This is a genomic window from Dyella sp. SG609, assembly GCF_012275375.1.
GTDB classification, from domain to species: domain Bacteria; phylum Pseudomonadota; class Gammaproteobacteria; order Xanthomonadales; family Rhodanobacteraceae; genus Dyella_D; species Dyella_D marensis.
Genome location: NZ_JAAZQJ010000007.1, coordinates 229,392 through 254,116 on the forward strand (window position 1 = coordinate 229,392; position 24,725 = coordinate 254,116).

General features: G+C 67.4%; 23 protein-coding genes. 9 read left to right on the forward strand and 14 right to left on the reverse strand.

From position 1 onward, the window contains the following. Positions 1-7: 7 nt before the first annotated feature. The 4 genes from FHW85_RS14635 to FHW85_RS14650 all read right to left on the reverse strand — a co-directional run bounded on the left by FHW85_RS14635 (position 8) and on the right by FHW85_RS14650 (position 5,489). Positions 8-688, reverse strand: coding sequence for a hypothetical protein (locus FHW85_RS14635; RefSeq protein WP_168648734.1), 681 nt, complete (start codon positions 686-688; stop codon positions 8-10). A gap of 426 nt (positions 689-1,114) precedes the next feature. Then, positions 1,115-1,714 (reverse strand): flagellar hook-length control protein, encoded by a 600-nt coding sequence (locus FHW85_RS14640; RefSeq protein ID WP_168648735.1) that lies wholly within the window; start codon positions 1,712-1,714, stop codon positions 1,115-1,117. Between the two features lie 290 nt (positions 1,715-2,004). Further along, a complete protein-coding gene (locus FHW85_RS14645; protein WP_168648736.1) occupies positions 2,005-4,407 on the reverse strand; it encodes a hypothetical protein in 2,403 nt (800 codons plus the stop codon). 473 nt (positions 4,408-4,880) lie between these two features. Continuing rightward, positions 4,881-5,489 carry a hypothetical protein gene (locus FHW85_RS14650; RefSeq protein ID WP_168648737.1) on the reverse strand — a complete coding sequence of 203 codons (609 nt, stop codon included), beginning with the start codon at positions 5,487-5,489 and terminating at the stop codon, positions 4,881-4,883. Between the two features lie 83 nt (positions 5,490-5,572). Between FHW85_RS14650 and FHW85_RS14655 the strand changes: the two genes are divergently transcribed. Further along, a complete protein-coding gene (locus tag FHW85_RS14655; protein WP_168648738.1) occupies positions 5,573-6,025 on the forward strand; it encodes a nuclear transport factor 2 family protein in 453 nt (150 codons plus the stop codon). Between the two features lie 38 nt (positions 6,026-6,063). On the opposite strand, the gene FHW85_RS14660 is transcribed toward FHW85_RS14655, so the two are convergent. After that, positions 6,064-6,732 (reverse strand): Type 1 glutamine amidotransferase-like domain-containing protein, encoded by a 669-nt coding sequence (locus FHW85_RS14660; protein ID WP_168648739.1) that lies wholly within the window; start codon positions 6,730-6,732, stop codon positions 6,064-6,066. A gap of 5 nt (positions 6,733-6,737) precedes the next feature. Beyond that, positions 6,738-7,754 carry a patatin-like phospholipase family protein gene (locus tag FHW85_RS14665; RefSeq protein WP_168648740.1) on the reverse strand — a complete coding sequence of 339 codons (1,017 nt, stop codon included), beginning with the start codon at positions 7,752-7,754 and terminating at the stop codon, positions 6,738-6,740. 202 nt (positions 7,755-7,956) lie between these two features. On the opposite strand from FHW85_RS14665, the gene FHW85_RS14670 reads away from it, so the two are divergent. Next, positions 7,957-8,583 carry a LysE family translocator gene (locus FHW85_RS14670; protein WP_168648741.1) on the forward strand — a complete coding sequence of 209 codons (627 nt, stop codon included), beginning with the start codon at positions 7,957-7,959 and terminating at the stop codon, positions 8,581-8,583. Here FHW85_RS14670 and FHW85_RS14675 read toward each other — a convergent pair. The 3 genes from FHW85_RS14675 to FHW85_RS14685 are packed head-to-tail and all read right to left on the reverse strand — an operon-like array spanning position 8,543 to position 12,613. Beyond that, on the reverse strand, positions 8,543-10,027 hold the full coding sequence (locus FHW85_RS14675) for an efflux transporter outer membrane subunit (protein ID WP_168648742.1): 1,485 nt from the start codon (positions 10,025-10,027) through the stop codon (positions 8,543-8,545). The two genes, FHW85_RS14670 and FHW85_RS14675, sit on opposite strands and share 41 nt — an antisense overlap. Further along, a complete protein-coding gene (locus FHW85_RS14680) occupies positions 10,017-11,555 on the reverse strand; it encodes a DHA2 family efflux MFS transporter permease subunit (RefSeq protein WP_167256249.1) in 1,539 nt (512 codons plus the stop codon). Before FHW85_RS14680 ends, FHW85_RS14675 begins: the two co-directional genes overlap by 11 nt. Next, positions 11,552-12,613 carry an HlyD family secretion protein gene (locus tag FHW85_RS14685; protein WP_167256251.1) on the reverse strand — a complete coding sequence of 354 codons (1,062 nt, stop codon included), beginning with the start codon at positions 12,611-12,613 and terminating at the stop codon, positions 11,552-11,554. Before FHW85_RS14685 ends, FHW85_RS14680 begins: the two co-directional genes overlap by 4 nt. A gap of 117 nt (positions 12,614-12,730) precedes the next feature. Between FHW85_RS14685 and FHW85_RS14690 the strand changes: the two genes are divergently transcribed. Further along, entirely contained in the window at positions 12,731-13,705 is a 975-nt protein-coding gene (locus FHW85_RS14690; protein ID WP_168648743.1) for a GlxA family transcriptional regulator, read from the forward strand. A gap of 90 nt (positions 13,706-13,795) precedes the next feature. Further along, on the forward strand, positions 13,796-14,671 hold the full coding sequence (locus FHW85_RS14695) for a CPBP family intramembrane glutamic endopeptidase (RefSeq protein ID WP_168648744.1): 876 nt from the start codon (positions 13,796-13,798) through the stop codon (positions 14,669-14,671). 476 nt (positions 14,672-15,147) lie between these two features. On the opposite strand, the gene FHW85_RS14700 is transcribed toward FHW85_RS14695, so the two are convergent. The 4 genes from FHW85_RS14700 to FHW85_RS14715 all read right to left on the reverse strand — a co-directional run bounded on the left by FHW85_RS14700 (position 15,148) and on the right by FHW85_RS14715 (position 17,283). After that, on the reverse strand, positions 15,148-16,002 hold the full coding sequence (locus FHW85_RS14700; protein ID WP_210427812.1) for a sigma-70 family RNA polymerase sigma factor: 855 nt from the start codon (positions 16,000-16,002) through the stop codon (positions 15,148-15,150). Continuing rightward, positions 15,999-16,490, reverse strand: a complete 492-nt coding sequence (locus tag FHW85_RS14705) for a carboxymuconolactone decarboxylase family protein (RefSeq protein ID WP_167256257.1) — start codon at positions 16,488-16,490, stop codon at positions 15,999-16,001. The genes FHW85_RS14700 and FHW85_RS14705 overlap by 4 nt, the downstream gene beginning before the upstream one ends. A gap of 68 nt (positions 16,491-16,558) precedes the next feature. Beyond that, on the reverse strand, positions 16,559-16,975 hold the full coding sequence (locus FHW85_RS14710) for an addiction module antidote protein (protein ID WP_168648745.1): 417 nt from the start codon (positions 16,973-16,975) through the stop codon (positions 16,559-16,561). After that, positions 16,972-17,283 carry a type II toxin-antitoxin system RelE/ParE family toxin gene (locus FHW85_RS14715; protein WP_168648746.1) on the reverse strand — a complete coding sequence of 104 codons (312 nt, stop codon included), beginning with the start codon at positions 17,281-17,283 and terminating at the stop codon, positions 16,972-16,974. The genes FHW85_RS14710 and FHW85_RS14715 overlap by 4 nt, the downstream gene beginning before the upstream one ends. Positions 17,284-17,599: 316 nt before the next feature. Between FHW85_RS14715 and FHW85_RS14720 the strand changes: the two genes are divergently transcribed. The 5 genes from FHW85_RS14720 (at position 17,600) to FHW85_RS14740 (ending at position 23,715) form a co-directional block, all read left to right on the forward strand. Continuing rightward, entirely contained in the window at positions 17,600-17,893 is a 294-nt protein-coding gene (locus FHW85_RS14720) for a hypothetical protein (protein ID WP_168648747.1), read from the forward strand. A gap of 42 nt (positions 17,894-17,935) precedes the next feature. Then, entirely contained in the window at positions 17,936-18,991 is a 1,056-nt protein-coding gene (locus FHW85_RS14725; protein WP_168648748.1) for an alpha/beta hydrolase, read from the forward strand. A gap of 26 nt (positions 18,992-19,017) precedes the next feature. Continuing rightward, positions 19,018-19,527 (forward strand): cytochrome P460 family protein, encoded by a 510-nt coding sequence (locus FHW85_RS14730; RefSeq protein ID WP_168648749.1) that lies wholly within the window; start codon positions 19,018-19,020, stop codon positions 19,525-19,527. Further along, positions 19,527-21,707 (forward strand): RICIN domain-containing protein, encoded by a 2,181-nt coding sequence (locus FHW85_RS14735; RefSeq protein WP_168648750.1) that lies wholly within the window; start codon positions 19,527-19,529, stop codon positions 21,705-21,707. Before FHW85_RS14730 ends, FHW85_RS14735 begins: the two co-directional genes overlap by 1 nt. 76 nt (positions 21,708-21,783) lie before the next feature. Beyond that, the gene (locus FHW85_RS14740) at positions 21,784-23,715 is read left to right on the forward strand and encodes a ricin-type beta-trefoil lectin domain protein (RefSeq protein ID WP_168648751.1); all 1,932 of its coding nucleotides are present in this window, start codon (positions 21,784-21,786) and stop codon (positions 23,713-23,715) included. 15 nt (positions 23,716-23,730) lie between these two features. Here FHW85_RS14740 and FHW85_RS14745 read toward each other — a convergent pair whose 3' ends face one another. Then, positions 23,731-24,693, reverse strand: a complete 963-nt coding sequence (locus tag FHW85_RS14745) for a hypothetical protein (protein WP_282597540.1) — start codon at positions 24,691-24,693, stop codon at positions 23,731-23,733. Positions 24,694-24,725 lie beyond the last annotated feature (32 nt).

A 24,725-nucleotide genomic window follows, 5' to 3' on the forward strand; every position in this document is an offset into this window, starting at 1 on the left:
CGAAGCCTCAGCCCTCGGCCAGCTGCTGGCGCTCCAGCAGGATGTCCGCATCCAGCGTCATGCCCGGGATCAGCGGCTCGGTGCGGCCGTCGACGATCGAGCTGTGCTGGTCCAGCCACACCCTCACGCGAAAGCGCGGACCGTCCGTCGGACGCCCCAATAGCCGCGTGGCCCGGTGGGCCGAGATCGCCAGCAGCGAACGCGACAGCACGCGCCCGCTGTAGCGCCCGAAGCGCTGGTGCGGGAAGGCGCGGTAGCGGATGACCACCACGGCGCCCTTGCGCATGAAGTCCAGCGAGGGTTTGTCCACCCACAGTTCCGCCAACAGCCGCGAGGTGGAAACGGCAGGCACACCGGCGAGAGGCACATCCTGCAGGCACTCGCGCGGCAGCACGCTGGCCACCACGCCGGAGACCGGCGCGCGGACGATGCTGGCGCGCCGCATCGTGCTCTTCGGCACCGGCCTGGACGCGCCCTCCCATTCCAGCTGCCATTGCAGGCCGCTGCGCAGGATGTCGATGATCAATTGCGCCAGCCGGGCCAGCAGCTGGGTGCGCTGCTGCTGCAGCAGCTGGATGCGGTGCTGGCGCTTCTTGTGCTGCAGGCGCTCGAGCTGGTTGCGGCGCAGCTGCAGCCGCTTGAGCTGGTGGCGCTTGGCCGGTGGTCTTCTGGGTTGGAGCTGCTGCAAGTCCGTATCCTCAACCTGCGCGTTCCGTGGGGATCGTCCATGCGCTCAACGCGTCGACGCCGTGTCTGCCCGGCGCGGATGGCGCGTGGCCCCGCCGCCGGCGGTTCGATTCCGCGCCTCGCACCCTCGCCGCTGCGGTAACGACGGGTCATCCGGGCCGGTGCCGATTTTTCGCGCGGAGCATACGGGAACACACGGTCCGAAAGAGGACATTCGCCAGTCAAATAGGGCCAGTCTTATCAAACCGGGATGCAGTACCTGGGCCATCTGTGATGCGGATTCGCCTGTCACGACGCGCAGCACATGCCAGTTGCCATGCGCGGATGCCGATGACACCCGCGGCAAGGCTTTCCCACCGCCCCAAGCGGCGGAACTAACAGGACGGGACGGACCGCGCGGCGCTAGCGCGCGGACCAGAACGGAACCTCACTCCACCCGATCCACGTTCCACGGGTTCGCCGGCTGGCTGTCGTTCGCCACCCAGAATCGGCTCGCGTCGCTGATGGAGCCCTCCGCCCAGAACGTCCAACCGCCGCCTCCGTCATAGAACTCGGCCATGCGGAAGCCTTCGCCGAACTTGCCGGAACACAGGTTGTCCGCCACGGTCCGCGACGTCAGCGTGGCGCCCGCCACCGGCCCGGTCAGGCGGATCTCGCCCTGCGCCCAGCCGCTGTATTTGTCCAAAGCGATCGACGACGGCGCCGCACGGCCATCCTGCCTCAGGCAAAGCACGGGCAGCGAGACATGCGGTCCGGTATCGCCGAAAAGCGGATTGGAATGTTCGTGGTCGTCGAAACCGACGTGCGAAAACGAGCCCTGGGCGTCCAGCAACGTCCAGGTCATGCCTTTGTGGGTGGCCGTCGAAGGTGTCGCCGCAATGGCCAGCCCCACGCCCATGCAAGCCGGCGCAATGACGAGTCCGCGCCAGCGTCGCATCGCCCCCCGCAGGGACGGCGCGTGCGCTCGAAGCACCCTGCTGGCGCGAAGGTTGAAAACATGGCGGACTACCTGCTTGCGGATGCTCATGATCGCTCTCCCACGGATTGGACCGACTGCCACGGCAACTCCATGCCCACCGCCCTCGGCACGGCGCACCCATCACGCCGGCACCGGCGCCTCCATGGGAGAAAAAGATAGACCCCTCGTCCGGTGCGCAATGCCCGCCGCTGCGCAGCTACGGCCTGATCGGCGCTTCGCGGACAAGCTCCAGTCATTTCCATACCGCCCGCAAAAAAAAAGGTGCCATGCCGCAAGCATCCCGATGCTCGCGCCATGGCACCCCGACAAACGATGGAACTAGTACATCCGCTCCCGGATCAGTTCCACGGATTCGCCGGCTGGTCGTTGATCGCCACCCAGAACCGGCTGGCGCCGCTGATCACGCCCTGCGCCCACCAGGTCCAGCCGCCGCCGCCGTCATGGAACTCGCCCATGCGGAAACCGCTGCCGAAGGTGGAAGCGCACAGGTTGTCCGCCACCGCGCGCGAGGTGAGCGACAGGCCCTGCACCGGCGCGGTGAGGCGGATCTCGCCCTTCGCCCAGCCGTTGTTGTACGGGTCGAAGGTCATCCCCGGCGGCGCGGCGCGGCCGTCCTGGCGCAGGCACAGCACCGGCAGCGCGGTGGCCGGATTGGTGTCGCCCTGGTACGGGTTGCTGGTGGAGTCGATGCCCACGTGCGAGTACGAGCCGTTGGTGCCCAGCAGCTTCCAGGTCAGGCCCAGGTGCACGTGCGCGTTGTTCACCGTCACCGTGCGCTGCGTGGCCTTGCCCAGGTTGCGGCCGTGCGCGTCGCTCAGCGCCGTCACGCGCAGCAGCGGCGAACCCGTCGCAGCCCAGGTGTGCGAGGCATTGACGCCGGTGGCGGCCGGACCGCTCACCGCCGACGCGGCGCTGCCGTCGCCCCAGTCCACCGAGAAGTTGACGTTGTCGGCATACGGCCAGCACGAGCGCATCTTCGCCGTATAGGTCTGCGCCGCGCCCGCCGGCACCGTGGCCGGACCGACCGCCATCGGCGTGACCGCGCGCGAACCGGCGCCGCCCAGCAGGTCCCAGAACTGCACGTGCCAGCGCGGCGAGGTGTAGATGTCCTTGCGCCATTCCTTGGTGATGAAGGTATCGGCCTGGCCGGTCACCTTCAGCTGCCAATCGAGGTCGAAGGTCAGCGCGTCGACGGTTTCAAACGTGCCGTCGCCGTCCGCATCGCCGCAGTTGTTGCCGTAGAAACCCCACAGGTCGCCCATGATGTACGGGCGGATGCCGACCTGCGCATAGGCAAAGCTGTCGCTGTACAGGTAACCGCGGAACGCCACCTGCGCATACAGCGAAGGCTGGAAGCGCCCGGAAACGCTGGCCGTCACCGGCTGCGTGCCCAGGTCCGTGGTATCCAGCGACTGGCTGCCCGTGCAACCCGAACTGGTGCAGTTGTAGTCGAAGTAGCCGGACACCATCCTGCGTCCGCTGTAGGTCACCGAGCCGGTCACCGTCGCGGTGATGCCCTTCTTGTCGAAGCCCGCGGTGATCGGCAGGTTGAAGCCGATATGCACCGGGATCGGGCCGGCCATGAAGTTGATCGAGAACAGGAACGGCTTGGCGATCTGCCACTCCCAGGCCTTGGGGTTGGCATAGGTGATGGAACCGCTCACCGTCGCGCCCTGGTCGATCTTGGCCGTGCCGTTCACCCGCGCGTAGCGGAACTTCACGCCGTACGGCACGCACACGAACCAGATGCCGGTGCGCTTGAGCGTGATCTGGATTTCGCCGGTGGCGTTGACGTTGGCGGTGCCTGACAAGGTCACGTTGCCGGTGAAGCCGCTGTTGGCATCGCCCAGGTTGTAGTTGCTGTTGATCGGCGAGCCCCAGTTGAAGGCCTTGTTCTTGGTGATGTCCTTGTCACCGCAACCGAGGATGCCCATGCGGCTGACATTGCCCGACGCCATCATCGAGGCGGAATCCGCCTGCGCCGACAGATCGATCAGCCGCTGGGTGGGACTGCCCTGCATGGCCGACAGCGCCACTTCGTCGGCAATCGTCTTGCTCACCGAATAGCTCACCGCTTCGCCCGCGGGCGTGGCGGCGATATCGGCGGCGATCGCATCTTTGAGCTGCTGCGGCAGGGGCGAGGCATTCAAGCCGGCCGCGCCGTCCACCTGGTAGAACTGCTCGTTGAACGCGGCGCCGGTGTCGTCCAGCGTGCCGGCCGTCTGCACCAGCTTCCAGCCCGCGCCGGTCTGCACGGTCTGCTGGTTGAAGTTGGGATCCTGCGGATCCACCGGCGGCGGATCGCCCGCCGAGTTCCACGGGTTGGCCGGCTGGTCGTTGATGGCCACCCAGAAGCGCGTGTCGGTGGGCAGCTGCCCCGTGCCCCAGTACGACCAGCCGCCGCCGCCGTCGTGGAATTCCGCCATGCGCCAGCCGGCGCCGAGCTGGCTGGCGCAGATGCCGTCGGCCTGCGCTTGCGAGGTGAGCGCGCTGCCGGTGATCGGCGCGCTGAGCTGCAGCGCACCCTGCACCCAGCCGTTGCTGTAGTCGAAGCTGATGCCGCCCGGCGCCGCGCGGCCGTCCTTGTACAGGCACAGGATCGGCAGCATCTGGTCGACCGTGGTGTCGCCCTGGTAGGCATTGGTGATGTCGTCGCGGCCGACATGCACATAGGCGCCCTGCTGTTCCAGCACGCGCCAGGTCAGGCCGTGGCGGATCGCCGCCGAGGCGGGTTCGGCCATCGCCAGTCCCAGCAGGGTCAGGCAGGCCGGCGCGACGGCGAGCCTGCGCCACCATCGCGGCGTTCGAGGACCGTGTCGAGCTACACCTTCATGCGTACCCTTACATGTACTCATGCAACTCTCCTTGTGTGTGGTGATGCGTTGTGGCTCGGGTGATGACGAACGGCGAAGCCCGGCCCCGGGTGCAGCTTCCTGCGGCGGGCGCAGGCGCACCCGCGCGGGCGCACGTGCACGTGCCGCGATGGACATGCGACGAAAAACCATGCGCGAACGCGCACGGCTTCAGGGCCGAAGGCGCAGCAGGCCTACAGCAGCAGATGCGTGGTGCGCTTCATGACTCCCCCTGTCCGTGGAAACCCACGACATTGCGTACGTGGGCCGCAGGAATGTGCGCTTGGGGTTGTGACGAAGGCGTCTAGGCGCTTCGGAGTCAAGTGTGGGGTGGATCGCAATTCGAAACGGCGGCGCGGCTGTTATCCGGGCGCGTATTTTCGCCAGGCCAATACCGCTTCCGGAAACCTCGCCGCCATGTCGACGCCCACGGCTTCACAGGCATCGAGGATGTAGGCCAATGAGCGCGCGGATTGTCCCGTCGACAGCTCCTCCGGCACGTTGAACGTTTCGTACTCGATGGCTTCGAGCAGTTTCAGCGACAGGCCGTAAAGCCGGTCCGACTGCGCGTCGAACATCTGCCTGACCCAGTCGTGCAAGCCATGCAGCGGGCAAGCCTCGCGTTCGGCCACGTCGCGCAGGCGCGCCGTCACTTGCGGCTCGACGCCGCGCAACCATTCCGTGTACCCCGCCGCCTGATCCGGCACGGCGAGCGGCGCGGGCGAGCGCTCCGGCGCATGCCGCAGCAGGATGTCGCGCTCGATCGCCCGCGCCTGCGCCACGCGCTCCACTTCCAGCAGCAGGCCGCGCTCCAGGTCGAAGTAATCGAAGAAGCGCGGGTGCAGCGTGCGCAAGCGCAGCAGCGGTTCGCGCGAGAAGCCGATCTTCAGCAGATCCTGGTCGCGGCACGGCAGCATATAGACGTAGCTGCGGCCGCGGCCCAATGTGCGAGGCTGGATGAACTCTTCCATCCCCGCAGCATGCGCCAGTTGACAAGCGATGGCGAAGCGCCGCGCATGCTATACAGGGCCGCCGCCTCGAACCGGAGCAGACCATGCGTGCCATCGCCGCCCTTCCCGCGCTGTTGCTTCCCGTGCTTCTGCTGGCGAGCGTGCCGGCCCGATCCGCGCAGAAGGACGACGTCCAGCAGATCCTCCAGGCCGAACGCGACATCTGCGCAGCCTTCGAGCGCGAGGACGCGAACTGGCTGGAGCAGCATCTGGACCCGACCTTCACCCTCACCAGCTCCACCGGCAAGGTCACCACGCGTGCCGACGAGGTCGCCGACCTGCGCGGCGGCACGAAGTACGACGTGTTCCGCAACCGCGATTCGAAGGTGCGCGTGTATGGCGATGCAGCGGTGGTCACCGGCATCACCCGCGTGGAAGGCAACAGCGACGGCAAGCCTTATGCGCTCGATTTCCAGTTCACCGACACCTATGTGCGCAAGCCCGCGGGCTGGGTGATCGTGGCCAGCCATGCGTCGCGGTTGCCGCCGCCGAAGTAGCGGGCGGAAGCGAAACCGGCCGCGCACGGCCTCGCCGGCTAACGCTCGAAGAGCTTCCACTGTCCTTCGGAGACCAGCTCGACGGCACCATCCACCACCTTGATGGCGGTGTCGTCATCGAGCGCATACCCCGGCACCGGCAACCGCGCGGCCCATTTCACGGCATCGGCCATGGTGTTGTCCGGGCACATGGGGTTGTCCAGGTGCGGGAAGATCGAGAAGCCGACCAGGCCCAGCGCGCTGTCGCCGCCGGCGGGCGGCTTCCAGCCGATGAACTCCTCGCCGACCTGCGGCGCCACCACCATGCTGCCGGCGCTCAGTCCCACGTAGACCGTCCGGCCCAGCGAAGGCAACAGCTCCGCCAGGCCGGACTCGCGCATCCAGTGGTGCAGATACAGCGCATCGCCGCCGCACACGAGCAAGGCATCGGTTTCCCGCACCAGCGGAACCCAGTTGTCCTTGTCGATGCTCGGCAGCGCGGTCAACTCGAGCATGCCGACGGATTTCCATCCCAGCTCGACCATCGGCGTGGGCGTCTGCCCGGCGATCTGCCGCCAGGTCATCACCGCGGTGCGCGGCAGCATGCCGTACATCGCGGTGGGGATGCACAGCGCGGTGGACTCGGCGATGGGCTTGCCCAGCAGGTCCTCGAGCGCGTGGCGGATACTCGGGTTGCTGACGCCGCCGGAGGTGAGCAGAAGCTTCATCGCCATTACTTCCAGTTATTTCCCACCCAGGCGCGCACCGTCTGCCAGTCGGCGGAGTGCTCGATGTAGTGCTGCGTCGCGCGGACCAGCTCGCCTACGTTCGCATAGTCGTCCAGCGCGAACGGCTGGTCCAGCGGCACATTGGCACGCATATAGTTGCCGCCCAGCATCTGGCCGGCCTGCACGGCCGCCAGCTCGGCGGTGGCGTCCATGGTGAGGTTGAGCAGCGCGGTGGCCGGCACCGTGCCGTCGCTGAAGGGCCATAGCCAATGGGTGACGCCCCAGTCCAGCGGATCGGAGACGGCGTTCATCGGCACGCCCACCGGGTTGGCGCCGGTGCCCAGCGACAGCATGACGATATCCGACGTGCTGCTGGCGAAGCCCTGGTAGACCGCCTCGACGATCGCCGCCATCGACGGGTTGTTGGCAAAGGTGCCGCCGTCGGCGAAGTAGCCGAAGTCGCCCACCGCATACGGCGGGAAATAGGTCGGCGCGGCCGAGGTGGCGAGCGCGGCGTCCACCATGCTGATGTTGCGGAATGCGTTGTTCTTGCCGTTGGAGATGGTGCACGGCATCCAGCTGTTGGCGCTGGCGTCCCACAACTGCGCCGAGTTGACGGCCACGAAGCGGCTGGCCGACGACAGCGGGCCGGTGCCCACCAGCTTCTTGGCCACCGACTGCAAGCCGGTGTTGACGTACTGGCAGCTGAAGATGCCCGGGCCGCTGCCCAGCAGGTCTTCCGTGGCCTGCGCGGGCGCCTTGTCGCGCTGCCTGGCCTGTGCATCGAGCAGCCAGCCATTGGGCGTGAAGATGGTGGAGCCGTCGTGCTTGTAGAGGTCGACGATGCGGCCGATATCCACGTTGTTCACCAGCCCCAGCGAGATCAGCCCGCCGGTCGAGGTGCCGGCGAAGCCGTCGGCGTTCTTGATGATGCCGAAGCTCTTGTCCAGGTCCTGGATCAGCAGCGCCGTGATCACGCCGCGGATGCCGCCGCCGTCGCAGCAGAGAATCTTGAATGACATGGTGTTGCCCCCTGTGGTTGACGTCCGTGTTCGCGACCTTGCGCTCACGAAACCTTCGCAATCTGCGCTTGGGTTTGTGATGGGTATGTCTACGCCGGCCGTCATTCCGGCGTAGGCCGGAATGACGGTGGTGAGAGGGTGCCGCTTGACTTGAAAGCCATGCCAGGGATTCATGCAGCTCGCCCACCCGCCGGAGCCCGCCATGTTCGACCTGCCCACCCTCGGCACCTTCATCGCCGTCGTGCTCGGCCTGTTCCTGATCCCCGGCCCCGCCGTGCTGCTGGTGGTGAGCCGCACCCTCCAGGGCGGCCGCAAGACCGGCGTGCTTACCGGCCTTGGCATTGCGGCAGGCGACTTCGGCCACACGCTGTTCGCCTCCGTAGGTCTGTCGGCGGTGCTGATGACCTCGGCGCTGGCATTCAATGCGGTGAAATACGTCGGCGCCGCGTATCTGATCTACCTCGGCATCCGCGCCTTCCTGGCCAGGCCCGGCAGCCCTTCCCTGCCCGCCGTGGCGCCGATCGCGCCGGCCAAGGCTTTCCTGCAGGCGATTGCGGCCGAACTGCTCAATCCGAAGACCGCGCTGTTCTTCCTCGCCTTCATGCCGCAGTTCGTGCATCCCGAGCGCGGCTCTACCTTCCTGCAGTTCGCCGTGCTCGGCCTGATCTTCGTGGTGCTCAGCTCGCTCTATACGAGCTTGCTGGCGCTGTCGATCAAGCCGCTGGGCCGGCTGCTCGGCCGCCTTTCGTGGCTGGCGCGCTGGCAGGGCAAGATCGTCGGCGCCATCTTCATTTCGCTCGGCCTGCGCGTGGCGACGCAGCAACGTTGAGGGCCGGCTCGCCCGCAGCGGCGCCGTTCCAGCCGCCACCCAGAGCACGGAACACCGACACCGCCGCGCGCGCCTCGTCCGCATGGATGCGCGCAAGGCTGTCGCGGGCTTCCAGCAGCTGGCGGTCCTCGTCCAGCACTTCGATCAGGCTGACCGCGCCGCCGGTGTAGGCATCCTTGGCCGCATCGCGTGCGCGCACGTGCGCGTCGACCTCGCTGTCGAGCACGCCATGGCGCGCTTCCAGCTGCACCAGGTTGACAATGGCGTCTTCGACATCCTCGGTCGCGCGCAGCATGGAGCCGCGGTACACGGCCATCGCCTCCGCGTTGGCGCCCTTGGCCGCGCTCACTTGGGCATCCACGCGGCCGAAGTCGAACAAGCGCCAGTGCAGGCCCAGCGCGCCGCTGGATTGCACGGCCGAACCGGTAAACAGTTTTCCCGGCGCGATCGAACTCACACCCAGCAGCGCCGACAGCGAGAACGACGGGTAGTACTGCGCCACGGCCGCGCCGATCCGCGCATTGCTCGCCGCCAGGTGGCGCTCCGCCGCGATCACGTCCGGCCGGCGGCGCAGCAGCGAAGCGGGACCTTCGGCGGTATCGATCGACGGAATGGCGAACGGCGCATGCCCGGGCCGGATCTCTTCCGCATACGTGCCCGGCGCCGCGCCCATCAGCACGTCCAGCCGGTTCAGCTGCGTCTCCAGCTCGATCTTCAGCGGCGGCACCGTAGCCTGCGCCTGCAGCAGCAGCGCCTCGGCCTGCGCGGTTTCGCGCGCGGTGCCCAGGCCATGCTGCTGGCGCAGGCGCACCAGATCGAGCAGGCCCTGCTCATTGCGGATCTGATCTTCGGCGATGGCGATGCGCGCCTGCGCGCCGCGCACGCGGAAATAGGCATCCGCCGCTTCGGCCGCCAGCGACACGCGCACGCCGGCATGGCTGGCTTCGGCCGCCTGGTATTCCGCATCCGCCGCTTCCGATTCGCGGCGCAGGCCGCCGACCAGGTCCAGCTCCCAGCTCGCGCCCGCGCCGGCTTCTTCCAGCGTGTGATTGCGTTCGTAACCCGGCAAGGCACTGGCCACCCTGCCCAGCGGGCTCAGTTCCGACTGCCGCACGCGCGCGGCGCTGCCGTCGAGCGAGCCTTGCGGCAGGCGCTCGGCCTGGGCGTGGCGTGCGGCGGCGCGTGCCTGTTCCACGCGTGCCGCGGAGGCGGCCAGGTCGAGGTTCTGCGCCAGCACGCGCTCCACGATGCGCACCAGTTGCGCATCGCCGAAGCCGGTCCACCAGGTGTCCAGCGCCGGCGGCGCGGCCTTGGCCGGCGCCATCAGATCGCCGGTTTCATGGAACGCGCCGGCGGCGGGCAGCGCGGGTTTCACATAGTCGGGGCCGACGGTGCAACCGGCCAGGCCAAGAACGAGCAGGGAGGAAAGCAGCTTAGTGCGCATCGGCGGAGGGTCCGGTGGGAGGCTGCACCTTGCGCATCAACGGGACCATCACCGTCGCCACGGCAAAGCACAGCATGATGCAGAAGAAGGCGTCGGCGTAAGTCAGCGTCTGCGCCTCGCGGAAGGTCAGTTGCCACAGTTGTTTCAGGGCGGCGCTGGACGCTTCGGTAGCGCCGGCCAGGTCGCTCCAGGTGCTGTTCATCGCTTCGTTGGCCGGCGTCAGGTGCTCGGCCAGGCGGAAGAAATGCAGGTTGGTGCGGTCGTTGAGAATGGTGGCGCAGGCGGCGATGCCCATCGCGCCGCCCAGGTTGCGCATCAGGTTGAACAGGCCCGAGGCATGCTTCAGCCGCGCCGGCGCCAGTCCGCCCAGGGTCAAGGTCACCGTCGGCGGCACCGCCATCTGCTGGCCGATGCCGCGCAGCGCCTGCGGCAGCAGCAGTTCGGTGCTGCTCCAGTCGTGCGTGATCGGCATGAACTCGATCATCGAAGCGGTGAACAGGGCCAGGCCGAACATCAGCAGCCAGCGCAGGTCCACGCGGTTGGCAAGAAACGCGTACACCGGAATGCTGAGGATCTGGAACACACCGGTGGAGAACACCGCCTTGCCGATCTGGAACGCGCTGTAGCCTTCCACCCGTCCCAGGAACAGCGGCGTCAGGTAGATGGTGGCGAACAGGCCGATGCCGGTGACGAAGGAAAAGAAACAGCCCAGCGCGAAGTTGCGGTCCTTCAGCGCGCGCAGATCCACCACCGGATGCTCCGCGGTCAAGCCGCGCCATACGAACAGCACGCCGGCGACCAGGCTCACCCACGCGGTGGTGCGGATGGTGCCGTCTTCCAGCCAGTTCCAGCGCGGGCCTTCTTCCAGCGTGTATTCGAGGCAGCCGAGGAAGACGGCGATCAGCGTGATGCCGGCCCAGTCGCCCGACTTCAGCAGGGACAGGTCCGGCTCGTCGATCTTCACCAGCAAAGGCACGGCGATGGCGACGAACACACCGGGCACCAGGTTGATGAAGAACAGCCAGTGCCAGGAATAGTGGTCGGTGATCCAGCCGCCCAGGGTCGGCCCCAGCGTCGGCGCCAGCGAAGCGATGGCGCCGATGGTGGCGGCGGCGATCACGCGCTGCTTGCCTTCGAAGAACACGAACGCGGTGGTGAACACGGTGGGGATCATCGAGCCGCCGAGAAAACCCTGCGCGGCGCGGAACACGATCATGCTCTGGATATCCCAGGCCGCGCCGCACAGCAGGCTGGTGAGGGTGAAGCCGGCCGCCGAGGCGGCGAACAGCCAGCGCGTGGAGAACACGCGCGACAGCCAGCCCGAGAGCGGAATCACCACGATCTCGGCGATCAGGTAGGCGGTCTGGATCCACGCCACGTCGTCCGCGCCCGCCGACAGTCCGCCGCCGATATCGCGCAGCGAGGCCGACACGATCTGGATATCCAGCAGCGCGATGAACATCCCCAGGCACATGCTGGCGAAGGCGAATACCTTCTGCCCCGGGCTGAGGTGGGCGACCGGGCTCATGGCGCCTTGGTATCGATGCGTGCCGTGACCGACAGGCCGGGGCGCAGCACGCCCAGGTCGCCGTCCGTGCCGTTGAGTTCGACGCGCACCGGCACGCGCTGCACGATCTTGGTGAAGTTGCCGGTGGCGTTTTCCGGCGGCAGCACGCTGAACTGCGCACCCGTGGCCGGCGCCAGGCTGGCGACGTGGCCCTGGAACACGCGGCCGGGCATCACGTCTGCGCGCACTTCCACCGCCTGGCCCACGCGCATGCGCTTGAGCTGGTCCTCCTTGAAGTTGGCGTCCACCCACAGGCCGTGTGCCGGCACCACCGCCAGCAATTGGCTGCCCGCGGCAGCATAGGTGCCGACGCGGGCGCGGCGGTTGCCGACCACGCCGTCCACCGGCGCGCGCAATTCGGTGTAGCCGAGATTGAGCCGCGCCAGTTCGGCTTCGGCCCTGGCCTGCAGCAGCGCGGCTTCGACCTGGCGCTTCTGCGAGTCGATCACCTCCAGCTGCCGCTGCGCCGCCTGCACCGCGGCGACGGCGCGCTGCGTGGCGGCGGCGGCGGTGGCGAAGGTGGCTTCGGCGCGCTGCGCGCTTTCCACCGAAACGGCGGCGCGGCCGGCCAGTTCGCGGTAGCGCGCGTCGTCCAGCTTCGAGCGCTTCGCTTCGGCATTCGCGGCGGACAGCGCGGCCTGTGCCTGCGCGATCACGCTCTCCTGCAGATGCTTCTGCGCATCGAGGTTGCCCAGCGCGGCCTGCTGCGCGGCGACCGCGGCTTCCGCCCTGGCCACCGCGGCGCGGTAGTCGCGGTCGTCGATCTTCACCAGCAGCTCGCCCTTGTGCACGGCCTGGTTGTCGGTCACCGCCACCGCCTGCACATAGCCCGGCACCTTGGCACCGATCGCGGTGGTGTCGCCGCCGACATAGGCGTCGTCGGTGTCTTCGACAAAGCGGCCGGCGGTCCACCAGTGGATGCCGTAGAAGGCCAGGCCGGCCGCGACCACGGCGCCGGCCAGGGGCTTGAGGATGTTCAGGCGGGGCCGGGCGGCCACCTGCTCGGGAATGGCGGACATCGGAAGGAATCTCCACAACGCCGGCGGGTAGGCGGCGAGTGGCGCTAGTTGTAAGCCGAAGCGGTTTCGGCTTAAATGTCGCTGATGCCACCTTTTATGCCATGCGGGAGGTCCGCCATGCAGCGCATCGGTTTCGTGCTTTTCCCCGGCTTCCAGATCATGACCCTGGCCGCGGCCTCGGTCTTCGAGTTCGCCAACCTCACCGTGCAGCGGACCAATTACGAAATCCACCTGCTGTCCGAACGCGGCGGCCCGGTGCGCAACACGCTCGGCATGGACGTGCAGACCGAGGCCATCGGCGCGCACGCCTTCGACACCTTGCTGATCGGCGGCGGCGTGGGCCTGCCCGCGCCGTCCGTGCCGCTGATCGAAGCGATCCGCGCCGCGCCGCAGACCACCCGCCGCGTCGCCGCCATCTGCACCGGCGCCTTCCTGCTGGCGCAGGCCGGCCTGCTCGACGGCCGCCGCGCCACCACGCACTGGGCCTTCGCGCGGCAGCTCAAGCTGCGCCATCCCAAGGTCAACGTGGAAGAGGACCGCATCTTCATCATCGACGGCGATATCTGGACCTCCGCCGGCATGACGGCGGGCATCGACCTTGCGCTGGCGATGGTGGAGAAAGACCTCGGCGTGGAAGTCGCGCGCAAGGTCGCGCAGAAACTGGTGGTCTATCACCGCCGCGCCGGCGGCCAGTCGCAGTTCTCCGCGCTGCTGGAGCTGGAGCCGAAATCCGATCGCATCCAGAACGCGCTCACCTATGCCAAGAGCCATCTGGGCTCGACGCTTTCGGTGGAGGAACTGGCCGCCGCCGCCAGCTTGAGCCCGCGCCAGTTCAGCCGCGCCTTCACCGCGGAGACCGGCCAGTCGCCGGCCAAGGCGGTGGAGCACCTGCGCGTGGAAGCGGCGCGGCTGATGATGGAGCAGACGCGCCATCCGATCGAAGTGATCGCGCGCGAAGTAGGCTTCGCCGATCGCGAACGCATGCGCCGCGCCTTCCTGCGCGCATTCGGGCAATCGCCGCAGGCGATGCGGCGGCATGTGGCCGGACAGGAAGGCGAAAGCATGGACGGCGAGGCAACGCAGGCAGCCTGAGCGCGGCCGCCGGCGCAAGGTGACCAACGGCGGTTTAAACAGCGGACAGGGCTGGCGCATCCTAGCCGTACTTCCGAATGGACGCCGCCCGTGGACCTCAAGCGCTACCCCGTCGCCCTGTACCTCGCTCTCGTCGTCCTGCTCAGCACGCCCTACTACGTCCTGCTCGCCCGCAGCGGCTCGATGGACATGGGCCGCGGCTTCGTCGTCCATTCGCTGATGTGGGCGCCCGGCATCGCTGGCCTGCTGTCCGCGTGGCTGCGCCATCGCTCGGTGGCGATGCTCGGCCTGGGCTGGGGCCGCACGCGCTATGTCGCGGCCGGCTATGTGCTGCCGATTCTCTACAGCCTGCTCGCCTATGTCCCGCTATGGCTCAGCGGCCTCGCACCGGCGGCTTTCGGCGAGTTCGCGCGCGACTGCGCCACGCGCCTGCACTGGCAGAACGCCGGCCTGCTCGCCCCCGCCCTGCTGCAGATCTTCCTCACGCTTACCTTCGGCGCGATCCAGAGCGCGGCGTCCGCCGCGGGCGAGGAAATCGGCTGGCGCGGCTACCTGGTGCCCGCGCTGCGCGAGAAATACGGCATGGGCGCGACCGTGCTGCTCAGCGGCCTGATCTGGGCCGCCTGGCATATGCCGGTGATCTTCTTCGCCGACTACCACAGCGCCGCGCCGCAAGCCTACGCCGTGGCCTGCTTCACCCTGATGGTGCTGATCACCGGCGGCATCGCCGCCTGGCTGCGCCTGCGTTCCGGTTCGGTGTGGCCGGCCATCGCGCTGCACGCGGTGCACAACGCCTTCATCCAATGGCTGCTCGATCCGATGACCGACGCCAGCGGCAACGGCGCCTGGTACGCCGGGGAATTCGGCGTGGCGCTGGTGATCGCCGCGGGCATCGCCGCGGCGTCGCTGTTCACACGCTCGCCGCGCCCTGCATCCCCATCCTTCCCTGACCTACTCACGCCCTGAGGTGCATACCACCTCACCCTGATCTTTAAGGCTTCACCGAACTTTTGAGCCTTTGCGTGTGAGGCACGACAAACCTTACGCCCCGCCCCTCACCCTGCCCTCTCCCCGGAGGGGAGAGGGGTGAAGTCGTGAGGCAGGCAGGAACGAAGAACAGAAGCTGGCCTCGGTCATTGAAAGTCCTCTCGGCCACGGCACGTTGAAGCACCCGCTACGTAAACGCACTGCCGTTTCGTGTAGACCCAGGTTAATCAAGTTACCGCAGCCGCCCACCGCTCCTTCTAGTCGCGTCGCGAGCCTTGGCTCTCAGGCCATTCTCTCTTTGGTTACTTTCTCTTTGGGCCAGCAAAGAGAAAGTGACCCGGGCGCCGGCAGGCGCACGGAATGCCCGCTGCATAAGCGGCCAAATCGCGTCAGCGCAAAAACCAGGCGACACAGAAAAAAGATCCCGGCCTACGCCGCAATAACAAGCCTCAACGTCAATGAAGATGCCCCAACTTATCCGGATTGCGCATCACATAGATCGCCGCCACGCGCCCCCCCTCCACCAACAAAGCCGTCGTCTGCAACTCCCCATCCGCCTCCAGCGTCACAAACCCCGGCAACCCATTGACAAACCCCAACCGCACCAACCGCGAAGGCCGCTCATGCAGAAACGCGGCGACGCGCTCATAGATCGCCAGCACCGCCGTGCACCCAAGCGCCGGCTCCACGAACGCGGGACGCTTCCCGCCCCCATCCGCATAGGCGCGAACATCCTCGGTCAGCAAGGCGCCGAGCGCCCGCACATCGCCACTGCGCGTGGCCTGGAAGAACGCCTCCGCCAGTTCCAGCGCGCGCTGGCGCTCCACCTTGAAGCGAGGCCTCGCCTCGCGCACATGCACGCGCGCCCGCGTGGCCAGCTGGCGGCATGCAGCGGTGTCGCGCTGGATCGCATCAGAGATCTCCGTGAACTCCAGGCCGAACACGTCGTGCAGCAGGAAGGCTGCGCGCTCCAGCGGCGACAGGCGCTCCAGCGCCAGCATCAGCGGCAGGGTGACGTCTTCCACGGCGTCTTCTTCAACGACGGGATCGGGCAGCCACGGCCCGATATAGGTCTCGCGCTGGCGGTGCGCGGACTTGAGCAGGTCCAGGCTCAGGCGCGTGACGGTGCGGCAGAGGTAGGCCTCCGGTTCGCGCACCTCCTCGCGGTCGGCCTTCATCCAGCGGATGAAGGCCTCCTGCACCACGTCCTCCGCATCCGGCACCGAGCCGAGCATGTGATAGGCCACGCGCAGCAGCTTCGGGCGCAGAGGCTCGAAGCTGCCGGAGACCGGTGGCGCCTCGTCCGTCACGCGGCTGCCGCCGCGCGTGCGGATGCCTTGACCTCGGCCGCCTCGGCGAACACGCCGAAGCCGACCGCGAGGCGGTTCCAGCCGCCGATGATGTTGATCGTCACGCTGAGCTTCACCTGTTCCTCGTCGGTGAAGTGTTCCTTCAAGGCCTGGTAGGCAGCCTCGTGGTCGGCGCCTTCGGACAGCCGCGCCAGCGCCTCGGCCCAGCCCAGCGCCGCGCGTTCGCGCCCGGTGTAGCAAGGCGCATCGCGCCAGGTGGAGAGCAGGAACAGGCGCTGCTCGCTCTCGCCCTGCTCGCGCGCTTCGGCCAGATGCAGGTTGAGGCAGTGCGCGCAGCCGTTGATCTGCGAGACGCGGATCTGCACGAGCTCGGACAGGCCGGGTTCCAGCCCGGCGGACGCGGCCAGCGCGATCATGGCCTTCTGGTATTCCTTCAGCAGCACCGGCGCCGCGGTGACGAGGTTGAGCCTGGGAGTCTTGCTGGACATGGGCGGGTTCTCCTGTGTTGGTCCCGATGCAAGGACGAGACAGGAACCGCCGGCGTGACATGCGGCCGCTAGCGGGTGGTCCGCTTCTTCGCTGCCTTGGCGGCCACCGGTTTGGCCGGCTTGGCCTTGCGCGTACGTGCGGCGCCCTGCTTCGCCGCCACCTTCTGCGCCGGCGCGGCCTTCCTGGCTGCCGCAGCCCTTGTCGCGGGCACGGCCTGGAGCTTTACGCCCAGCGCGCCGAGCAGCCTGGTCACGGTGGCGAAACCCGGACGCGCGCCGGGCTTGATGGTCTTGTAGAGACTTTCGCGGCCGAGGCCGCTGTCCTGGGACAGGCGGGTCATGCTGCGCGCCTTGACCACGTCGGCGACCGCCAGCAGGAACACGTTGGGGTCGCCGTCTTCGAGGGCGTCCTGGAGATAGGCCGCGATCACCTCTTCGCTGTCGAGATAGTCGGCGGCATCGAATTCTTTGACTTTGGTGTTCATTGCACTGTCTCCCGCTTTCCTTTGATGGCTGCCCACAAGGCCTTGGATCGCTCGATGTCCACCGGCTGGGAGGCCTTGTCGCCGCCGTTGAGCAGCAGATAGACCGTCTTGCCCGCCCTGGCGAAGTAGACCCGGTAGCCCGGACCCGCATCGATGCGCAGCTCGCCAATGCCGCCGAAGTACTTCACGTCGCCCAAATGCCCGAGCCTTGCCCTGGTGATGCGGCCGAGGATCCTGGCGCGGCCGGACAGATCCTTGAGCCCGGCGATCCATTGAGCGAACACTTCCGTCTGCTTGATTTCATTCATGAGCAGTGTATCCGATAGGATACGAAAACGCAAGACTGTGGATGGAACGGGACGTGGCCGAAGCCAGCGCCGCGGCGTGCAGCGATTCCTGCCAAGCCTGCGGCAAAGGATAGGCAAAGCCACGGCAGGAATGGTCTGAATCTGCCTGCGCTCCGGAGCGTGAACCCGCTTTGTATCGGAATGTATCCAAGGCAGGCCGGGACACGTTTCGACGCCATCGCGCGCACGCCAGGACACATCGCAGATACGCCCGGGACGTTTACTGCACACGTCGGCTGAGCCACAGCCATCGCGTCCATCCTGCAGGAGTCCCGTCATGCGTTCTTCCATCATCTCCCTCCCCTTCCGCTTCGCTGCCATCGCACTGGCCATCGGACTGGCCGGCGCAGCCGACGCCGCTGCCGCGCCGAATCCGCCAACGCCTGCCGCCGCAGCGCAGGACGGCCAGCGCACCGCGCCGGACGGCACGGCCAGCGGTGTGGACCGGAACGTCGACTATCCCTCTCAGCTGGGCCCGGAAGGCCCGCGCTCCGGCGACACCGCCAGTCCCGCGGCCGCGCACCGGACGCCGGACGGCGCCGCACTCGCGCAGCAGCCGGCGGCGCGCTGATCACCCCATCGCTTACGGCCCCATCCATCCAAGGAGATGTCCATGTCCGCTTCGATCGATCAGCAACGCCGCAAGTTTCTCGGTGCCGCCGCGCTGGGCCTGGCCGCCGCACCCTTCGCAGGCTCCGCGTTCGCTGCGTTGTCCTCATCCGCCGGCGCCACAGGCGAGCCGGCGAAGAAGCATGCCGCCGCCGGCCGTACCTCCTTCGCCCGCATGAAGCGCATCCGCGCCGGCGTGCTCGACGTGGCCTACGCCGAGGACGGCCCGGCCGACGGCACGCCGGTGTTGCTGCTGCACGGCTGGCCGTACGACATCTACAGCTATGTCGACGTCGCACCGATCCTCGCCGCGGCCGGCTATCGCGTGATCGTTCCCTACCTGCGCGGCTACGGCGACACGCGCTTCATTTCCGCCGACACCCCGCGCAACGGCCAGCAGGCCGCGCTGGCCGCCGACGGGCTGGCCCTGCTCGATGCGCTGAACATCAGGCAGGCCATCGTCGCCGGCTACGACTGGGGCGCGCGCACCGCCGACATCATGGCCGCGCTATGGCCGAAGCGCTGCAACGCGCTGGTCTCGGTCAGCGGCTATCTGATCGGCAGCCAGGCGCTCAACCACGATCCGCTGCCGCCCAAGGCCGAGCAGCAGTGGTGGTACCAGTTCTACTTCGCCACCGAGCGCGGCGCTGCGGGCTATGCGAAGTACACGCACGACTTCGCCCGGCTGATCTGGGAAACCGCCTCGCCGCAGTGGGCCTTCGACGACGCCACCTTCGCGCGCTCCGCCGCCGCGCTGGACAACCCCGACCACGTCGCCATCACGCTGCACAACTACCGCTGGCGCCTGGGTCTGGCCGAAGGCGAGGCGCAATACGACGCATGGGAGAAGAAGCTCGCCGAGCTGCCGCCGATCACGGTGCCGGCCATCACGCTGGAAGGCGACGCCAACGGCGCGCCGCATCCGGAACCGGCCGCCTACGCCAGGCGCTTTGCCGCCAGGTACGAGCACCGCACCATCAAGGGCGGCATCGGCCACAACCTGCCGCAGGAAGCACCGCAGGCTTTCGCGCAGGCCGTGCTCGACGTCGCGCGCTTCTGACCGGCCACCACGAGGGAATCGCCACGATGAACACCTTGCACGCCCTCGCCTGCATGGGCGCACTGCTGGCCGCCGGCACTTTCGTCGCCGCGCATCCGGATACGCGCAAGGCCTTGCCCGCGGCCTCGCCCATCTACGGCGTCACCTTGCCCGAGGGCTATCGCCAATGGGAGCTGATCGCTCCCGCGCTGGAGGCGGCGCCGCTTGACGAGATCCGCGCGGTGCTCGGCAACAAGACCGCCGTCGACGCCTACCGCCGTGGCGCGCAGCCTTTCCCGGACGGCACCGTGCTGGTCAAGCTGGCGTGGAAGCAGCAGGCTTCCGCCGAATTCGCCACCGCCACCGTGCCGGGCGCGCCGACCACCGTGCAGGTGATGGTGAAGGACTCGAAGAAATATGCGGCGACCGGCGGCTGGGGCTACGGACGCTTCGTGGACGGCAAGCCGGTGGACGAAGCGCAGCATCGGACCTGCTTTGCCTGCCACGAGGCGCGGGCCAAGGGGCACGACGACGTGTTCACCCGCTACGCACCTTAGTGCCCGGCAACGCGGCGGGAAAAGCATGCCGCACCGCGCAGCAAAGACCGGGCAACCGGGCAAGGCTTTCTGGCCAGGCGGGAATTGCCGGGCAAGCGTCCGGGACGCAGGCTGAAGGCCCATGGACGCGAGCCATCGCCGTCCTTTCGCCCACCCTCCCGGGAAGCCTGCCCATGCGCGGATACCGCCTCAGCCTGATGCTCGCCGCCTGTACCTGCGGAGCGGGATCGACGCATGCCGGACAGGCGCTCCATTCCGATCCCCATCCGCAGGCGGCGGCCCTGCAACCGCCTTCATTGACGCCGAAGCCGCGCACGGCGGCATTCGATCCCCTGCCGCTCAGCTCCGGACCGGCGATCGTGGACCTTGCCGAAATCTATTCCTTGCTCACGACCGAGCCGGCGAATGCGGCCCGAGCGCGGCTGGCGAGGCGCGCGGTCGACAGCTCGCGCGCCGTGCCGGCCATCGAGAGTCCGCTCGACGTCGCCCTGGTCGATGCGCGGCGGCTCGGCGACACCAAGGTGCGCGACGAGACGCGCGCGCTGTTCGACGCCGGCATGCCCGTCGCTGTTTTCACGCCACCGGCGACGGCTGCCGAGGAACGAAGCCACGCCTCCGGCTTGTTCGGCATCGCCTCCGAAGCCGATCTGGCCATCTATACGAAGAAGCCCGATCGCGGCGTACGGGTGTTCTCCACCCACCTTGATGCACACCCGGTACGCTCTCCCAAAGCCGCCAGGATCCTGCATTTCGAGCACGCCATTGCCGAATACCTGGCCGCCATGGCCGATCCGCGTACGAGCACCGTACTGCAACGGCAGGTCCGCCAGGCCGGCGGGCCGGGACATCCCGACCACCTTCCGCTCATCGAACTGGCCGACACCCATTTCGGCGACAGCGGCCAGTACCTGACCCGCGAGGTCGCGGTCATGCGCGATTCGACGGCAAGCAGGGACCAGTTCCAGATCACCGTGAAAACCTCGGGGCTGATCCAGGGCGGCAGCGACCAGGTCTCGCAGCAATGCCACGCGGCGGTGCGGAAATGCGCATTCACCTCCGCCTATATGGTGCACGTCCTGCTCGACTATGGCGGCAACAAGCAGCCGGCCATGCTGCAGGCCTTTCCGGAAACCACCGGCCTCACCAGCATCAGCCACAGCCAGAACCTGTCCAGGAGCACCAGCTACGGTTTCAATCTCGACGTGGCGGCGGAAGCCGCGCTCTCGGCCACGCCCAGCGCCACCGTCAAGACCAGCTTCGGCTACCGGCACGGCAAGGAGTACGCGAAGTCGACCGCGATCAGCTTCGACGTGAAGGACTACGCCACCGTGCAGGAAGCTTCGCAGCTGCCGGAAAACCACGTGCTGCAGAACACCTGGTCGTACCGGATCGAAGAGAAGGCGATCCAGGCCCTGGTCGGCGACGGCACCACCACGCCCACGATGCGCCAGTTCGCACCGCAGTCCTACAGCCTGTGGACGTTGAATGCGGCGCGCGCGAAAGGCGATATCCGGATTTTCGCGAAGACCTCGGTGTACCAGCGCAACCTGCACGCGTTCTCTTCCGTGCATGCGTTCAGGGTATCGGCGCCGGCCCTGCGCATCGACCTGGACTCGCCCTACCTGCACCGCGAACCCGTGGTGATCCTGCAGTCCAAGGAAAATGCCGGCCGCTGCCTGGTCAACGACGGCAACGGCGCGGCGCTGCCCGGCGCATGCAGCCGCGCTCCCGGCGACAAGGCCGGACAGTGGTACCTCGACGCGTTCGATCGCTACGTGAGCCGCCTCGACCAGCGCTGCCTGACGGTGCACGAACAGGGCGAGCGCCACGTGGGGCTGGCCGACTGCGGCGACGGCGCCCACCAGAAATGGTATTGGGCCGCAGACCGCATCCACTCCAGATACAACGGCGGCGACAGCGGATGGCGGCTGTTCGTCGAGCAGGACGCGGTGAAGGCACGCATCGATCCGCAACGGCAGCAGGTGCTTCCCAACAATCCCAACCACGCGCTGCTCGATCCCTGGTCCACCTATCCGGGCGCGCCCGTGGCCGGCGCGACCATCGCGACCCTCGGTAACGTCCAGCCGCAGGTGCCCGATATCTGGATCCTCACTTATCGGGACGTGCCGTCGGCCGAGCGCTGGGAACCACTGGCGCTGCGGCAATACAACGAGCGATAGCGCCTCGTTCGGACACCGAGGCAAAGCGACTGCCTATCGGTGGCGGCCGTTCCCATCCAACCTCCGGAGCCAGCTCATGCCCAGATACAGCCTGCCGCTGATTTTCGTTGCCTGTACCGCAGGCGCGGAATCCGTCCTGGCCTGGCAAGAACCCAGGCGCGATCCGCCCATGGCCGCCTACAGCAAACAGCCGCTGGCGGATCGCCCCGCCATGCTGAAGCTCACCGAGATCTACGCCCTGCTCACCTCTTCCACCGAGGCGAACGCCCGCTCGCGCTTGAGCAGACAGACCGGCGACCCTTCGCGCCGCGCTTCGCCCATCGGCGGCTCGCACCAGATCGCCTTCGTCGACGCACGCCAGCTCGCGTACGACGAGGTCAAGGAGGAGACACGCGCACTGTTCGATGCAGGCATTCCCATCGCTGTCTTTACTCCCCCGGGATCGCCCGCGGCAGCACGGAACCAGGCCGTCCGGCTGTTCGGAGCAGCCTCGGGCGCCGACCTGACCATCTACGCAAGACAAGCGGGCGGCGGCGTGCGGAGCTTCTCGACGCCTATCGGGGAAAGCCTGCACTACCCGGACAAGGCCAGGCGCATCCAGCGCTTCCAGCAGGCGGTGGCAAACCATATCGACGGCCTCCCCGCCATCGATCGCGCCCCGGCCCGATCGAGCCGGGCCTCGGCCACCGGCACTGCAAGCACCGCCCATCTGCCGATCTTCGAATTCACCGACACGACCTATGGAAGAGACGGCCAGTACCTCACGCGCGAGATCACCGTCGTACGCGATTCGACGGCGAGCAAGGACGAATTCAACGTCATCATGAAGACCTCGGGACTCATCAACGGAGGGCACGACCTGGTTTCGCCGGACGGATACACGGCGACCTACCACGTCGATGCCGAGCTCCATCATCTCAAGGATGCGAAACCGACCACGCTGCGCGCCTATCCGGAAACCACCGGCGTCACCGACATCAACTTCAACCGCGACGAATCCAGGGCCACGAACTACGGCTTCAACATGGAGGCATCGGCGGAAGCCACCTTCTCGCTGACGCCAAGCGCGACGGTGAAGACCAGCTTCGGCTTCAACTACAGCAAGAACCACTCAAAGTCGACGTCGATCGCCTTCAGCGTCCAGGACTATTCCACTACCTTGGGGGCCAGTTCCTCGTCGGGAAAAACCGCCCATTCGTGGAAATTCGATCTCTCCGAACAGGCCCTGGCCTCTTTCAGGAAGAACGGCGCGACGCCTGCCATGAAACAGCTGTCGCCGCAGACTTACAGCGTATGGACGCTCAAGGCGTCGGAGGTCGAGCGATCGACCATCACTCTCGCCGCCCGCTCCGGCGTCACCCAGAAGGGATCGTCCACACACAAGGCCGATCGCGTGATCAGCGACAGCCTCACGGTCAATCTGGACTCGCCCTACCTGCATCGCGAGCCGGTCGTCCTGCTGCGCTCCCAGGCCGACGCCGGCTACTGCCTGGTCAACCGGCCCGACGACAAGCTGGTACTCGGTGCATGCACGACGGTACCGGAACGCAAGGTCCAGCAGTGGTACATGGATGCCGCCGGCAGATACGTCAACCGCGGCAATGGCAAGTGCCTGACCGTCCAGGCGGATGGCGACGAACACGTCAAGCTGGCCGACTGCGGGAGCGATGCGACGCAGGAATGGTACTGGTCGGCCGATCGGATCAATTCCAGATACAACGGCGGCGACAATGGATGGCGGCTGTTCGTCGAGAACGCTGCCGTCGGCGAGCCGGTGAAGGCGCGCATCGATGTCGAAAAACAGCAGTTCATTCCAGACAACATCAACTACGTGCTGCTCCATCCATGGTCCTCCTACCCCCGCGCCCCCACCAGCGACGACACCATCCCGGTACTCCACGGCGGCGCCCCGACCAGGGTTCCGGACACCTGGGCAAGCAGCTACAACAGCGTCCCCTCGGGTGAACGCTGGGAACCGGAGCCGTTGCGGCAGAACTGGGGCACCTGAGTCGCCGCCACGGCATCAGGACTGGTAATCGAACACGTGCTCGTTCGCCGCATGCTCGTACACATGCGCGGCGATGGCCAGGTCGATCACCGCCAGCCCCACCGGCACCGCCAGCACGCGCTGCTTGCGGCGCCGGATGCCGCCCTGCGCGATCGCCTCGCCCAGCTCGACGCTGTCGAACAAGGACAGATCCACCGAGCTGGGCTCGCCCAGCCGCTTCAGGGCCGCACGGCGCTGGTCGTAGAGGATCAGGTCGATCTGGCCGAGGAAACGCGTACCCAGGTCCAGGAAACCGTTGGCGCCGACCACGCAGGCGCCCTCTTTCAGGCGTACGCCGTCGAGCAGGCCCTGGCGCGAACTGGTCGACACCAGAATGATGTCGGACGACGACAGCACCGCCGGACTGTCGGCCACCGGAAAGGCGATCGGCCGGTAGCGCTCCGCGAACTGGCGGGCGAAGCGCCGCGTGCGTTCGCGGTTCCTGCCGATGACGTGCACCGTGGTCAGGCGCGGCATCCTCGGCAGCAGGTATTCCAGCGCATGGAAATTGTTCTCGCCCGGACCGATCACCGTCAGCACGCGGCTGTTGCGATCGGCGGCGTAGTAGGCGCACATGCCGGTGGTGATGCCGGTGCGCCAACTGTTGATGTAGCCGCCGTCCATCACCGCCAGCGGATAGCCGTTATCCGGATCGTTGAGCACGATCATGCCCATCGCGGTGGGCATGCCCTTGGTCGAGTTGTCGGGGCTCACGCTGGCCCACTTGATGCCCACGTAGCCCTTCAGGGGAAGGTAGGCCGGCATGCTGTTGATGAATTGCAGCTTCTGCGGATCCTGGCCGAGGCGCATCGAAAATTTCGGATAATTCTCGATGCTTCCGTCAGAAATCCCCGCGTAGATTTCCTCAAGAATTTCGATCGCGATGTCATGGATCATGGCCTTGCGCACCGCGCTCCGATTGATATGTCGCGTTGCCATCACGGGTACTTCTCCTATCTGCACCTGGCTGA